The organism is Streptomyces sp. NPDC041814 (genome assembly GCF_055590565.1).
Genome location: NZ_JBVJAM010000017.1, coordinates 26,322 through 40,147, shown reverse-complemented (window position 1 = coordinate 40,147; position 13,826 = coordinate 26,322). Strand labels below are relative to the sequence as shown.

Sequence of the window (13,826 nt, the reverse complement as noted above, 5' to 3'; positions counted from 1 at the left end):
AAGTGGCTAAGGTCCGGGTATACGAACTCGCCAAGGAGTTCGGCGTAGAGAGCAAGGTCGTCATGGCCAAGCTCCAAGAACTCGGTGAATTCGTCCGTTCGGCGTCCTCGACGATCGAGGCGCCGGTCGTGCGCAAGTTGACTGACGCACTGCAGGGGCCCGGCGGCAACGCCGGCAAGCCCGCTGCCAAGCCGGGCGCGCCTCGCAAGGCCGCCCCCGCCAAGCCCGCGGCGCCGTCTCCGGCCGCCGCGGCACGTCCCGCTGCCCCGAAGCCCGGCGCCCCGGCCCCCAAGCCGGCCGCCGCCGAGGCCCCGAGCAGCACCCCCTCCGCCCCGTCGGCGCCGGCTCCCGGCCCGCGTCCGGGCCCGAAGCCCGCGCCGAAGGCCCCGGTCACGCCGGTGCCCGCCGCGGAGTTCTCGGCCCCGGCCCCGGCCCAGCCGTCCGCGCCGCAGGCCCCGCGCCCCGCCGGCGCGACCCCCGGCCCCCGTCCCGCGCGTCCGGCTCCGTCCGGTCAGCAGGGTGGCGGCCAGCGCGACGGCGGCCGTGGCGGCGAGCGCCCCGCGCGTCCCGCCGGCCAGGGCGCCCCGCGCCCCGGCGCCCGTCCGGCCGGTCCCCGTCCGGGCAACAACCCCTTCACCTCCGGTGGCTCGACGGGCATGTCCCGTCCGCAGGCACCCCGTCCCGGCGGCGCCCCGCGCCCCGGTGGCGGCCAGGAGCGCCCCGGCGCCCCGCGTCCGCAGGGCGGCCCCGGTGGCGCCCCGCGTCCGCAGGGCCAGGCCGGCGGTGCCCCGCGTCCGACTCCGGGCGGCATGCCCCGGCCGCAGGCGCCCCGTCCGGGCGGCGGCCCCGGTGGTAACCGACCCAACCCGGGCATGATGCCGCAGCGTCCCGCTGCCGGCCCGCGTCCCGGTGGTGGCCCCGGCGGTGGCCGCGGTCCCGGCGGCGGCGGTCGTCCGGGCGGCGCCGGTCGTCCCGGTGGCGGCGGCTTCGCAGGCCGTCCGGCCGGTCCCGGCGGCGGTGGCGGCGGCTTCGCCGGCCGTCCCGGTGGCGGCGGCGGCGGTGGCGGCGCGGGCCGTCCCGGCGGTGGCGGCGGCTTCGGTGGCCGTCCCGGCTTCGGTGGCCGTCCCGGCGGTCCCGGTGGCCGCGGTGGCACGCAGGGCGCCTTCGGCCGTCCCGGCGGTCCCGCGCGTCGTGGCCGCAAGTCGAAGCGGCAGAGGCGCCAGGAGTACGAGGCCATGCAGGCCCCGTCGGTCGGCGGCGTGATGCTGCCTCGCGGCAACGGACAGGCCGTCCGGCTGTCGCGCGGTGCCTCGCTCACCGACTTCGCCGAGAAGATCAACGCCAACCCGGCTTCGCTGGTCGGCGTCATGATGAACCTCGGCGAGATGGTCACCGCCACGCAGTCCGTCTCCGACGAGACGCTGAAGCTCCTCGCGGACGAGATGAACTTCGTCCTGGAGATCGTCAGCCCGGAGGAGGAGGACCGCGAGCTGCTCGAGTCCTTCGACATCGAGTTCGGCGAGGACGAGGGCGGCGACGAGGCCCTGATGCCGCGTCCGCCGGTCGTGACCGTCATGGGTCACGTCGACCACGGTAAGACGCGACTCCTGGACGCGATCCGCAAGACGAACGTCATCGCGGGCGAGGCCGGCGGCATCACCCAGCACATCGGTGCCTACCAGGTCTCCGCCGACGTCAACGGCGAGGACCGTCGGATCACCTTCATCGACACCCCGGGTCACGAGGCGTTCACCGCCATGCGTGCCCGTGGTGCGAAGTCGACCGACATCGCGATCCTCGTGGTGGCGGCGAACGACGGTGTGATGCCCCAGACGATCGAGGCGCTGAACCACGCCAAGGCGGCCGACGTGCCGATCGTGGTCGCGGTCAACAAGATCGACGTCGAGGGTGCCGACCCGACCAAGGTGCGCGGCCAGCTCACCGAGTTCGGTCTGGTGGCCGAGGAGTACGGCGGCGACACGATGTTCGTCGACATCTCCGCCAAGCAGGGTCTGCACATCGACCAGCTGCTGGAGGCCGTCGTCCTCACCGCCGACGCCTCGCTCGACCTGCGGGCCAACCCGGAGCAGGACGCGCAGGGCATCGCGATCGAGTCCCACCTCGACCGCGGCCGCGGTGCCGTCGCGACCGTCCTGGTCCAGCGAGGCACCCTGCGGGTCGGCGACACGATGGTGGTCGGCGACGCCTACGGCCGTGTCCGCGCGATGCTCGACGACAAGGGCGAGAACGTCGAGGAAGCGGGTCCGTCGACCCCCGTCCTCGTGCTGGGTCTCACCAACGTCCCGGGCGCCGGCGACAACTTCCTCGTCGTGGACGAGGACCGTACGGCCCGCCAGATCGCCGAGAAGCGTGCCGCTCGCGAGCGCAACGCCAACTTCGCCCGCAAGGGTGTCCGGTTCTCCCTGGAGAACCTGGACGAGGCGCTCAAGGCCGGTCTGGTCCAGGAGCTCAACCTCATCATCAAGGGCGACGCGTCCGGTTCGGTGGAGGCCCTCGAGTCCTCGCTGCTCCAGCTCGACGTCGGTGAAGAGGTCGACATCCGGGTCCTGCACCGCGGTGTGGGTGCGGTCACCGAGTCGGACATCGACCTGGCGACCGGCTCCGACGCCATCGTGATCGGCTTCAACGTGCGCGCCGCCGGGCGTGCGCAGCAGATGGCCGACCGCGAGGGTGTGGACGTCCGCTACTACTCGGTCATCTACCAGGCGATCGAGGAGATCGAGGCGGCCCTCAAGGGCATGCTCAAGCCGGAGTACGAAGAGGTCGAGCTCGGTACGGCGGAGATCCGCGAGATCTTCCGCTCGTCCAAGCTGGGCAACATCGCCGGTGTGCTCGTCCGGTCCGGCGAGGTCAAGCGCAACACCAAGGCGCGCCTGCTGCGCGACGGCAAGGTCGTCGCGGAGAACCTCACCATCTCCGGTCTGCGCCGCTTCAAGGACGACGTCACCGAGATCCGCGAAGGCTTCGAGGGCGGTATCAACCTCGGAAACTTCAACGACATCAAGATCGACGACGTCATCGCGACGTACGAGATGCGCGAGAAGCCGCGAGGCTGACCCGTACCTCAACAGTCGGGGCCGGTCGACGGGACCTATTTCCGTCGATCGGCCCCGGCCGTTCCGTGTACGGTTCTTGTGTCCCCGCCGATCATCGGCGGGGCGCGAACCCGAACCGGCGGGACATCCGGGCATACATGTATGTGGGGACACTGTCCTTCGACCTGCTTCTCGGCGACGTACGGTCGCTGAAGGAGAAGCGTTCCGTGGTCCGTCCGATCGTCGCCGAACTCCAGCGCAAGTACGCGGTGAGCGCGGCGGAGACGGGCGGCCAGGACCTCCACCGCAGGGCCGAGATCGGCCTCGCCGTGGTCTCCGGGGACACCCGGCACCTCACAGACGTACTCGACCGGTGCGAGCGCCTCGTCGCCGCCCGGCCGGAAGTGGAGCTGCTGTCCGTACGACGGCGGCTGCACAGCGACGAAGACGATTGAGCAAGCCAAGAAGGAGACGGACCAGTGGCCGACAACGCGCGGGCTAAGAAGCTGGCGGACCTCATCCAGGAGGTGGTCGCCGGGAAACTGCAGCGCGGCATCAAGGACCCGCGCCTGGGGACCCACGTGACGATCACGGACGTCCGCGTCACCGGCGACCTGCGGGAGGCCACGGTCTTCTACACGGTCTACGGCGACGACGAGGAGCGGGCCAGCGCGGCGGCCGGTCTGCAGAGCGCCAAGGGCATCCTGCGGTCGGCGGTCGGCTCGGCGGCGGGGACGAAGTTCACCCCGACGCTCACGTTCGTGGCCGACGCACTCCCGGAGAACGCCCGGGCCATCGAGGACCTGCTCGACCGGGCGCGGGCCTCGGATGCCAAGGTGCGCGAGGCGTCCTCGGGCGCCGCGTACGCCGGCGACGCGGACCCGTACCGCAAGCCGGAGGACGAGACCGACGAGGACGCAGCCTCCGAATGACGCAGAACAAGACGCCGGACGGACTTGTCATTGTCGACAAGCCGTCCGGCTTCACTTCGCACGACGTCGTCGCCAAGATGCGCGGCATCGCCCGCACCCGCCGCGTCGGCCACGCCGGGACCCTGGACCCGATGGCGACCGGTGTGCTCGTGCTCGGCGTCGAGAAGGCCACCAAGCTGCTCGGCCACCTCGCGCTGACCGAGAAGGAGTACCTGGGCACGATCCGGCTCGGCCAGAACACCGTCACGGACGACGCGGAGGGCGAGACCACCTCGTCCGCCGACGCCTCCGGGGTGACCCGCGAGGCGATCGACGCCGGGGTCGCCGCCCTGACCGGCGACATCATGCAGGTGCCGTCGAAGGTCAGCGCCATCAAGATCGACGGCAAGCGGTCCTACGCGCGGGTGCGGGGCGGCGAGGAGTTCGAGATCCCGGCCCGGCCGGTGACCGTCTCGTCCTTCCGCGTCTACGACGTCCGGGAGGCCGTCGCCGAGGACGGTACGCCGGTGCTCGATCTGGTCGTCTCGGTGGTCTGCTCCTCGGGGACGTACATCCGGGCCATCGCCCGTGACCTCGGCGCCGGGCTCGGAGTGGGCGGCCATCTGACCGCCCTGCGGCGGACCCGGGTCGGCCCGTACGGGCTGGACGCCGCGCGCACGCTGGAGCAGCACCAGGAGGATCTGTCCGTGATGCCGGTGGCCGAGGCCGCCGCGTCGGCGTTCCCCCGCTGGGACGTGGACGAGAAGCGGGCGAAGCTGCTGCTGAACGGCGTACGGCTGGACATGCCCGGCTACCCGCAGGGGCCGGTCGCCGTCTTCGGGCCGGACGGGCGGTTCCTGGTGCTGGTCGAGGAGCAGAAGGGCAAGGCCAAGAGCCTCGCCGTCTTCGGCTGACCGGACGCCGGCGCCTCCGCCGGACCATCATCGTGGAGCGGGCAGAACCCCCGGTGCCCGCTCCACGACCCCCCACCCATTTCTGTCCGGCGAACGCCCTGGATTCACCCCAACGGGCAGGCGCTCGGAGTGAATCAGGGGGGTGACGGGGGCGCTTTCGCCCGGAGTGGTCCGCGCGGGGATCTTCGGCGGCCTACCGTCGGATCATGGGATGCGGGGACCGGGCGACGCTGGTACGACTGTGCGATCCGGCCGGCCGGCCGCGGGGGACCGGCTTCGTCGCCGACGACCGGGGGACGGTCGTCACCAGCCACGAGGCCGTCGACGGCCTTCCGTACCTCCTGCTGCACGGCACGGACGGCCGCAGCCACCGCGTCGAGGCCGCCGACATCACCGCCGTGCCGGAATGGGACCTCGCCCTCCTGCCCACCGGCGGCCCCGACACCCTCGGCGTCCGGCCGCTGCCCATGTGCGTACGCGAGCGCATCGACCCCGGTACGTATGTGACGGTCGCCGCGCACGGCCTGCGCGAGGCACGCGTCCTGGGCCGCACGCCGGTCACGTACACCAGTCGCGGCCGCACCCACCGGATCGACCGGGCGCTGGAACTGGCCCTCGGTACGGACGGCAGCGACGCGCTCCGGCTGGGCGGCGCGGCGGTCGGCGGGCCCGTGCTCGACCCGGACAGCGGGGCCGTCATCGCCGTCATCGGGCTCGCCCTGCGCGCCTCCCACGCCACCGCCGGCTGCGCCGCGCCGCTGGCCGGGGCGCCCGCCGACGGGCCGCTGGGCGAGCTGCTGCGGCGCAACGCCGCGACCGTCCCCGGCTACGGCCCCGATCTCAACCTCGCCGGAGCCCTCCAGCTCACCGCCATGTCCGTCGGCTCGGCGGGCGGCCCGGACGAGCGGCACGACCCGGTGGAGCGGCCCGACGTCCGCGACGAGACCGAGGCGTTCGCCGCGGCCGGACCGGACGCACCCGCCGTGGTCCTCGGCCTCGTCGGCGAGCCGGGCACCGGCCGCACCACCGAGCTCGCCGCCATCGCCGCGCGCCGGGCGACCGGGCCGGTGCCCGCGCCCACGCTGTGGCTGCGCGGCGCCGACCTCCTCGCGGACGACACCTCCGTCGCCGACGCCGTCGCGCGCACGCTCCAGCGGGCCGGGCGCATCGTCGGCGCCGCCGGAGCCCCGGGAGACATGACCCTCGCCACGCCCGAGCGGGTCGCCCGGCTGGCCGCCGCCTCCGGCGTGCCACTGCTGGTCCTGCTGGACGCCCCGGAGGAGATGCCGCCCGTCCTGGCGCACCGGCTCGCCGACTGGACCACCGGCACGGTCGGCTGGCTCCGCGAGAACGGCGCCCGGCTCGTCGTCGGCTGCCGCCCCGAGCACTGGGAGACGGCCGGCGCGCTCTGCCCGCCCGAGGCCCTGCACCGGCCCGCCAGGACCGCGCGGCGGCTCCCTCCGGCGGTCCGCGTCACCGACTTCACCGCCGGCCAGGCCGAACGCGCCCGGGAAGGGCTCGGCCTCCCGCCCGACGCCCTCGCCCCCGGCCACGACCGCCATCCGCTGACCCTCCGCCTGCTCGCCGAGGTACGCGAGGCCCTGCCGCCGGACACGGCCGGGCGCCCCTGCACGGACGAGGTCTTCGCCGCCCACCTCGACCTGATGTGCCTGCGCATCGCCGTCCGGATCGCCGCCGGGAGCCGCCCCGGACCCACGGCGGTGCGGCGCCTGGCGGCCCGGGTGGCCGGACAGGTCCACGAGGCGGCCCGGCGCTGCCTCGGCCCGGGACAGGGCGAGCTGGACCGGGCCGCCTTCGAGGAGCTGTTCCCCTGGCGCACGGGGTGGGCCCCGGCGGTCCTCACCGAAGGGCTCCTCGTCCCGGCCGGCGCCGGCTACCGCTTCGCCCACGAAGAGGTGGGGGACTGGATCCAGAGCACGCACCTCGATCTGGACGCGGCCCTGCGGGCGCTGGTGCACCGGTGGCACGCGGAGCCGGCGGAGGACGACGGCCGGGTGCCGCGCCCCCGCCGGGGCGGACCCGCGGAGGACCCGGCGCCCGCCGGACCGCGCAGCCTCCCCGTCCCCCGGCACCGGATCGGCCCGGTCATCCAGGCCCTCCTGCTGCTGGCCCGCCGCCACGGCACGGCCGCCCTGGCCCACCGGCTGGCCGACCTCATCGAGGCGCTTGACCGGTTGCCGGAGGGGTCCGCCGAGGCGGTCGGCGGTGACCGGGCGTTCTCCGACCCGCGTTGGTGGGCCGCGCGCCTGCTCGCCGAGACGCTGCTGAGGGTGCCCGACGCCCGGCCGTACCTCGGCGTGCTCCGGCTGCTCGCCGGGCGGGTCGTGCGGAGTTCCGCCGAGGCGGGCGGGGGCGGCGCGTGCGGGGCGTACGCGGAATTCGGCCCCTGGTTCTGGCGGGGGCCGCGGCTGCCCGAGACGGACCGGATGGACCTCTTCCGCCGCCTCGTCCCGGCGGACGGGCCGCCGGGGGAGGGGGACGGCGACACGCGTTTCCTCGACGCCGTCGCCCGGCGGCTCGCCGCCCATCCGCGCACGGTGCAGCCCCTCCTGTGCATGTGGTTCACGGACGAACGGGCGCTCGCCGCGGCCCCGGACTCCTCCGTGCGCCCCTCCGTCGCCGCCGCCGCGCAGGCGCTGTTGTACGCCCGCCGCGACCTCGCCGTCGATGACCTGGCCGACGCGCTCGCCGCCGCCGGGCACCCCCGGGCCGAGGAACTGCTCGCCGCGCTCGCCGAGGACGAGCCCGCCGCGCTCTGCCGGGCCGTCGAGCGGTGGGCCGGGGACGAGGACCGGCGCGCCCGCCGGGTCGCCGCCGTCTCGTACGCGACGCTCCTCGCCCCCCGGCTGACCCTGGACGAGGACCGCGACCGGGTGCGCCGGGCCGTTCTCGCGGTGCTGGCCCGCCCGGCCGACAGCGAACTGCACGGGCCGGTCCTCGCCCTCCTCGTCGCGGACCCCCGGACCCGGGCCAGGTATCTCCCGCAGGCCGTCCGGGCCTTCGTCGCCGAGGGCCCGCAGGACGTCCGGGTGCCCGCTGCCGCGCTCGCCGCCGCCCTGCCCACGCACGCGGACATCGTGGTGACCGCCTACCGGGACCGGCTCGCGCGGCCGGACCAGGGCGCGGGCGAGGTGCTGCGGGCCCTGGCGGGGATCGACGCCCCGGAGCTGGCGCTGCACGCCGCCGGACTCGTACGCGCCTACGCCGAGGGCCACCCGGAGGACACGGCGCACACCGCCGCCTACCTCGACCGCCGCCTGGAGCACGGGCCCGCCGCCCGCGCCCTGCTGCTGCCGCTGCTGACCGGGCTGCTCCGGGACCGCCCGGCGGCCGCGCCGGTCCGGGGATCGCTGGCAGCGGTGCTCGCCTCGCCCGGCAGCCCCGCCTCGCAGCCCACCCGGGACGAGCTCCTGGAGGTGCTGCTGGAGGCCGAGCAGCGCGGGGGGACCCCGGACCCGGTGGTCCTGGAGGCCCTGCTGCGGGCCGCCGCGGCCGGGTGCGCCGGGCGGTCGCCGGTGCGCACCAGGGCGCTGGTGCACCGGACCGGGATGCTCCTCGTGCGTACCCCCGAAGGAGCCGCCCTGTTCGACCGGCGGCTCGTCGCGCTGGTCCGCGAGGTGCCCGGGTTCGGTGCCCTGGTCGCGGGCTGGCTCGCCGAGGCGCCGCAGGAGTGGGCGGCCGTCGTGGGGCCCAGCGCGCGGCGCACGGTGGAGGCGCTGCGGGCGCCGATGACCATGCCGATGCAGGCCGCAGGGCGTGAGCATGGCAGTCTTAGACCTGCGTAAGCGAGATATCCACGTACACAGGTTCGGGCGAGGAGCGGTCAGAGTGCAGCGCTGGCGAGGCTTGGAGGACATCCCCCAGGACTGGGGGCGCAGCGTCGTCACCATCGGCTCGTACGACGGGGTGCACCGCGGACACCAGCTGATCATCGGCCGCGCCGTCGAACGGGCCCGTGAGCTGGGCGTGCCGTCGGTCGTCGTGACCTTCGACCCGCACCCCAGCGAGGTCGTCCGGCCCGGCAGCCACCCCCCGCTGCTCGCCCCGCACCACCGGCGCGCCGAGCTGATGGCGGAGCTGGGCGTGGACGCGATGCTGATCCTGCCGTTCACCACGGAGTTCTCCCGGCTCGCCCCGGCCGACTTCATCGCCAAGGTGCTCGTGGACAAGCTGCACGCCCAGCTGGTCATCGAGGGCCCCAACTTCCGTTTCGGCCACAAGGCCGCGGGGAACGTCGAGCTGCTGGCCGAGCTGGGCGCCGAGCACGACTACCGCGTCGAGGTCATCGACCTGCGGGTGAGCGGCGCGGCGGGCGGCGGTGAGCCGTTCTCCTCCACGCTCACCCGGCGCCTGGTCGCCGAGGGGGATGTGGCCGGGGCCGCCGAGATCCTGGGCCGCCCGCACCGCGTCGAGGGCGTCGTCGTCCGGGGCGCGCAGCGCGGCCGCGAGCTGGGCTTCCCCACCGCCAACGTCGAGACACTCCCGCACACCGCGATCCCCGCCGACGGCGTCTACGCGGGCTGGCTGCACGCCGACGGCGAGGCGATGCCCGCCGCGATCTCGGTGGGCACCAACCCGCAGTTCGACGGCACCGAGCGCACGGTGGAGGCGTACGCGATCGACCGCGTCGGCCTCGACCTGTACGGCCTGCACGTGGCCGTCGACTTCCTGGCGTACGTGCGCGGGATGCTGAAGTTCGACACGATCGACGACCTGCTGGTGGCGATGGCCGCCGACGTGAAGCGGTGCAGCGAGCTGGTCGCCGCCGCCGAGGCCGGACAGGACTGACCGCGCGGGGTTTCCCGGCCGGGGCGGCCGGGAAACCCGAACCGTCCGTCAGACGGTCGGCGCGGCCACCTTCGCCGTGGCCCAGTGGCACGCCACCTGTGTCTCCCCGCCGCCCGACAGGACCGGCAGGTCCTGCGTACGGCAGGCGTCCGCGACACCCGCCCGCTCCGCCTCGCCCGAGGCCAGTACCTGGCAGCGGGCGTGAAAGCGGCAGCCGGACGGCACCCGGGACGGGTCCGGCGGCTCACCCGTGAGCACCACCGGATCGCCGGGCGCCTCCGGCAGCACCGACAGCAGCGCCTGGGTGTACGGATGGCGCGGAGCCGTCAGGATCTGTTCGACGGCACCCGTCTCCACGATGCGGCCCAGATACATCACCGCGACCCGGTCCGCGATGTTCCACGCCAGCCCGAGGTCGTGCGTCACGACGAGCGCGGAGAGCCCCAGCTCCTCGCGCAGCTTCAGCAGCAGCGCCAGGATCTCGCCGCGCACCGACGCGTCCAGCGAGGCGACCGGCTCGTCCGCCACGATCAGTTCCGGTTCCAGGACCAGCGCCCCCGCGATCACGACGCGCTGGCGCTGACCGCCCGACAGCTCGTGCGGGTAGCGCAGGAAGAACCGCTCCGGCGGACGCAGCCCGGCCCGGGACAGCGCGTCGTGCACCGCCTGCCGCTCGTCGCCGGTGTAGCCGTGGATGCGCAGCCCCTCGGCCACCGCGTCGTACACCGTGTGGCGCGGGTTCAGCGAGCCACTGGGGTCCTGGAGGACCAGCTGGGCGCGCTTGCGGTACGCCTTGAGCGCCCGGCTCCCGTAGTCCAGCGGCTTCCCGTCGAACGTGATCCGACCGGCCGTGGGCGGGACCAGGCCCAGCAGGGAGCGGGCCAGCGTCGTCTTGCCGCACCCCGACTCGCCCACCAGGGCGACGATCTCGCCGGGCCGGATGTCCAGGTCGACCCCGTCCACCGCACGCGCGGGCGCTGCGCCGTGCCGGCCGGGGAAGGTGATCCGGAGCCCCTGCGCGCTGAGCAGGTCCACGGGGGTCGTCGTCATGATGTGCTCCTTGCTTCCTCGGCGCCCGGCAGGACCGGCGTCGCCCCCTCCGGACCCACCAGCACGCACGCGGCCTGCCGTCCCGGGCCCGCGTCCCGCAGCTCCTGGTCCTGCGTGGCGCAGGAGTCCAGGGCCAGGGCGCAGCGCGGGTGGAAGGTGCAGCCGGCCGGCAGCGCCGACGGGTCGGGCGGGTCGCCGGGCAGGCCCTGCGGTGCGAACCGGGACGACAGGTCCCCGATGCGCGGGAAGGCGCCCGACAGGGCCCTGCTGTACGGGTGGTGCGCGCTCTCGTAGACCTCGGACGCCGGGCCCTCCTCGACGACCCGGCCCGCGTACATCACGGCGAGCCGGTCGCAGGTGTCGGACAGCACCGCGAGGTCGTGGCTGATCATGATCAGGCCGAGGTCCTGCTCGGAGACCAGCTCCTCGATCAGGCGCAGGATCTGGGCCTGGATCATCACGTCCAGGGCCGTCGTCGGCTCGTCCGCGATGATCAGGCCCGGGTCGCAGGCGAGCGCCATCGCGATCATCACGCGCTGCCGCTGCCCGCCGGACAGCTCGTGCGGATAGGCGTCCACCCGGGCGGCGGGCAGCCCCACCTGCTCCAGCAGCTCACCGGCGCGTTTGCGCGCGGCGGCCTGGGTGACCTTCTTGTGCAGCAGGATCGGCTCGGCGATCTGGTCCCCGATGCGGTGCACGGCGTTCAGCGAGTGCATCGCGCCCTGGAAGACGATGGACGCGCCCGCCCAGCGGACGGCCCGGACCTGGCCCCACTTCATCGCGAGGACGTCCTCGCCGTTCAGCAGGATCTCGCCGGTCACCTTCGTGCCCGCGGGCAGCAGCCGCAGCAGGGCCAGCGCGAGTGTGGACTTGCCGCAGCCGGACTCCCCGGCGATGCCCAGCTTGCGCCCGGCCTCCACCCGGAGGTTCACGCCGCGGACGGCCTGCGCCCCGCCGGCGTACGTCACCGTCAGGTCGCGTACCTCCAGAAGAGGCGTCTTGCAGATGCTCGTCGTGCTCAACGGGCCACCCCCAGCTTGGGATTGAGGACGGACTCGATCGCGCGGCCGCACAGCGTGAAGGCCAGGGCCACCAGGGCGATGGCGATGCCGGGCGGTGCCAGGTACCACCAGTCGCCGGCGCTCACCGCGCCCGCGGCCCGCGCGTCCTGGAGCATGCTGCCCCACGAGGTGATGGTCGGGTCGCCGAGGCCGAGGAAGGCGAGGGTGGCCTCGCTGAGGATCGCGCTGGAGATGGCCAGCGTGGTCTGGGCGAGCACCAGCGGCATCACGTTCGGCAGGACGTGCCGCAGCATGACGTGGCCGTGGCCGCCGCCCAGCGCGCGGGCGCGCTCGATGTACGGGCGGGACTCCACGGCGAGGGTCTGCGCGCGCACCAGGCGTGCGGTGGTCGGCCAGGTCGTGACGCCGATCGCGATGATGATGGTCCACAGGGAGCGGTCCATCACCGAGGCGAGGGCGACCGCGAGGACTAGCGTCGGCATCACCAGGAACCAGTCGGTCACCCGCATCAGCACGGTCGAGTACCAGCCGCGGAAGTGGCCCGCGACGATGCCCACGATCGTGCCGATGGCGACGCACAGGAACGCCGCGAGCAGCCCCACGGTCAGCGAGACGCGCGCGCCCCACACCAGGAGCGCGAGCACACTGCGCCCGAACTGGTCGGTGCCGAGCGGATACTCGCCGCTCGGCGATTCGAGCGCGCCGCCGGACGCCTCGGTGACGCTCTGCGAGTCGGCGCCGACCAGTTGGGGCGCGGCCAGAGCCACCAGGGCGATCAGGATCAGGGCGGCCAGGCCCCACATGCCGCCCTTGTGGCGGCGGTACTCCCGCCAGAAGCGGGCCGCGGACTGGCGCTTGCGCGCCCGGGCCAGGGCGCGGGCGCTCCGGACGGGCTCGGGCGGGGCCGACGCAGGGGTCGGCGTGGGCATGGAATCGGTCGTGGTCATCGGCCCACCCGGGGATCGAGCAGCGGATACAGCACATCGGCAAGGGTGTTCGCCAGGATCACCGCGGTGGCGAAGACGAAGAACAGGCCCTGGACGAGTGGCAGGTCGGGGGTGCTGAGGCCCTGGTAGAAGAGGGAGCCGAGGCCCGGCCAGGAGAACACGGTCTCCACCAGGATCTGCCCGGCGACCACATGCCCCAGGTTGACGAACATCAGCGTGAAGGTGGGCAGCATCGCGTTGGGCACGGCGTGCTTGCGGCGCACGGCGTCGTCCCGCAGCCCCTTGGCGCGGGCCGTCGTCAGGTAGTCGCTGCCCATCTCGTCCAGCAGCGAGGACCGCATCACCAGCAGCGTCTGGGCGTACCCGACCGCCACCAGTGTGATCACCGGCAGCACCATGTGATGCGCCACGTCGATGACGTAGTCAAAGCCGCTCGTGTCACCCGATGACATCCCGCCCGTCGGGAACATGCCCGGGATCGGGCCGACGCCCACCGAGAAGATGATGATCAGGAGCAGCCCGAGCCAGAACGACGGCACCGAGTACAGGGTGAGCGCGAGCGCGGTGTTGAAGCGGTCGCCTGCCGAGCCGTTGCGCCAGGCGGTGCGGGTGCCGAGCCAGAGGCCGATGAGGCTGTAGAGGACGTAGGCGGTGCCGGTGAGCAGCAGGGTCGCCGGCAGCTTCTCGACGATCTTGTCGATGACCGGCGCGTGGTAAGCGTACGAGTCACCGAAGTCGCCTGTGAGCGCGTCCCCGATGTAGCTGGTGAACTGCTGCCACATCGGCTGGTCGAGCCCGAACTGGTGGCGCATCGATTCCAGCTGCTCGGCCGAGACGCGCCGGCCGCCCGTCATCTGCTTGACCGGGTCGCTCGGAATGAGCCGGAAGAGGAAGAAGCTGGTGACCAGAACCGCGAACAGCGAGACGACGGCGCCCGCGATCTTGGCGGCCACATATTTCAGATAGGCCGTGGTGTTGCGCGCCCGTGGACCGGGTGCGGCCGAGGGGCCGGCCGGAGGGCCGTCCGTGGCCGCGTCCGCCTGTTGCACGAGCGCCGGAGTGCTGTCAGCTGTCATGGGGAACTCTCGTTACTCGTGTCGTTCCTGGAAAGAACCGG

General features: G+C 74.0%; 10 protein-coding genes. 6 read left to right on the top strand and 4 right to left on the bottom strand.

Translation table 11 applies throughout. The features are described from left to right. Positions 1-2: 2 nt before the first annotated feature. The 6 genes from infB to ACZ6C6_RS32120 all read left to right on the top strand — a co-directional run bounded on the left by infB (position 3) and on the right by ACZ6C6_RS32120 (position 9,690). Positions 3-3,077 (top strand): translation initiation factor IF-2, encoded by a 3,075-nt coding sequence (gene infB / locus ACZ6C6_RS32145; RefSeq protein WP_469207995.1) that lies wholly within the window; start codon positions 3-5, stop codon positions 3,075-3,077. A gap of 137 nt (positions 3,078-3,214) precedes the next feature. Beyond that, positions 3,215-3,511, top strand: coding sequence for a DUF503 domain-containing protein (locus ACZ6C6_RS32140; protein ID WP_018521454.1), 297 nt, complete (start codon positions 3,215-3,217; stop codon positions 3,509-3,511). Positions 3,512-3,535: 24 nt separating this feature from the next. After that, a complete protein-coding gene (gene rbfA, locus ACZ6C6_RS32135; protein WP_018521455.1) occupies positions 3,536-3,988 on the top strand; it encodes a 30S ribosome-binding factor RbfA in 453 nt (150 codons plus the stop codon). Beyond that, positions 3,985-4,881, top strand: a complete 897-nt coding sequence (truB, locus tag ACZ6C6_RS32130) for a tRNA pseudouridine(55) synthase TruB (protein ID WP_469207992.1) — start codon at positions 3,985-3,987, stop codon at positions 4,879-4,881. The genes rbfA and truB overlap by 4 nt, the downstream gene beginning before the upstream one ends. A gap of 206 nt (positions 4,882-5,087) precedes the next feature. Next, complete coding sequence (locus ACZ6C6_RS32125; protein ID WP_469207990.1) at positions 5,088-8,687, top strand: trypsin-like peptidase domain-containing protein; 3,600 nt, start codon at positions 5,088-5,090, stop codon at positions 8,685-8,687. 43 nt (positions 8,688-8,730) lie between these two features. Continuing rightward, complete coding sequence (locus ACZ6C6_RS32120) at positions 8,731-9,690, top strand: bifunctional riboflavin kinase/FAD synthetase (RefSeq protein ID WP_026171414.1); 960 nt, start codon at positions 8,731-8,733, stop codon at positions 9,688-9,690. A 48-nt stretch (positions 9,691-9,738) separates the two neighbouring features. Here the strand turns inward: ACZ6C6_RS32120 and ACZ6C6_RS32115 are convergent, their stop codons facing one another. Genes ACZ6C6_RS32115 through ACZ6C6_RS32100 form a run of 4 tightly spaced genes read right to left on the bottom strand, consistent with a single transcriptional unit; the run spans position 9,739 to position 13,785 of the window. Beyond that, the gene (locus ACZ6C6_RS32115) at positions 9,739-10,740 is read right to left on the bottom strand and encodes an oligopeptide/dipeptide ABC transporter ATP-binding protein (protein ID WP_469207987.1); all 1,002 of its coding nucleotides are present in this window, start codon (positions 10,738-10,740) and stop codon (positions 9,739-9,741) included. Then, a complete protein-coding gene (locus tag ACZ6C6_RS32110) occupies positions 10,737-11,762 on the bottom strand; it encodes an ABC transporter ATP-binding protein (RefSeq protein ID WP_469207986.1) in 1,026 nt (341 codons plus the stop codon). Before ACZ6C6_RS32110 ends, ACZ6C6_RS32115 begins: the two co-directional genes overlap by 4 nt. Continuing rightward, a complete protein-coding gene (locus tag ACZ6C6_RS32105) occupies positions 11,759-12,709 on the bottom strand; it encodes an ABC transporter permease (protein ID WP_469207984.1) in 951 nt (316 codons plus the stop codon). The genes ACZ6C6_RS32110 and ACZ6C6_RS32105 overlap by 4 nt, the downstream gene beginning before the upstream one ends. Beyond that, the gene (locus ACZ6C6_RS32100) at positions 12,706-13,785 is read right to left on the bottom strand and encodes an ABC transporter permease (protein ID WP_469207982.1); all 1,080 of its coding nucleotides are present in this window, start codon (positions 13,783-13,785) and stop codon (positions 12,706-12,708) included. Before ACZ6C6_RS32100 ends, ACZ6C6_RS32105 begins: the two co-directional genes overlap by 4 nt. Between the last annotated feature and the right edge of the window lie 41 nt (positions 13,786-13,826).

Coding starts and splice junctions, on each gene's coding strand:
- ACZ6C6_RS32125 (WP_469207990.1), top strand. CDS start 5,088: ATGGGATGCGGGGACCGGGCGACGCTGGTACGACTGTGCGATCCGGCC.
- truB (WP_469207992.1), top strand. CDS start 3,985: ATGACGCAGAACAAGACGCCGGACGGACTTGTCATTGTCGACAAGCCG.
- ACZ6C6_RS32105 (WP_469207984.1), bottom strand. CDS start 12,709: ATGACCACGACCGATTCCATGCCCACGCCGACCCCTGCGTCGGCCCCG.
- ACZ6C6_RS32100 (WP_469207982.1), bottom strand. CDS start 13,785: ATGACAGCTGACAGCACTCCGGCGCTCGTGCAACAGGCGGACGCGGCC.
- ACZ6C6_RS32140 (WP_018521454.1), top strand. CDS start 3,215: ATGTATGTGGGGACACTGTCCTTCGACCTGCTTCTCGGCGACGTACGG.
- ACZ6C6_RS32115 (WP_469207987.1), bottom strand. CDS start 10,740: ATGACGACGACCCCCGTGGACCTGCTCAGCGCGCAGGGGCTCCGGATC.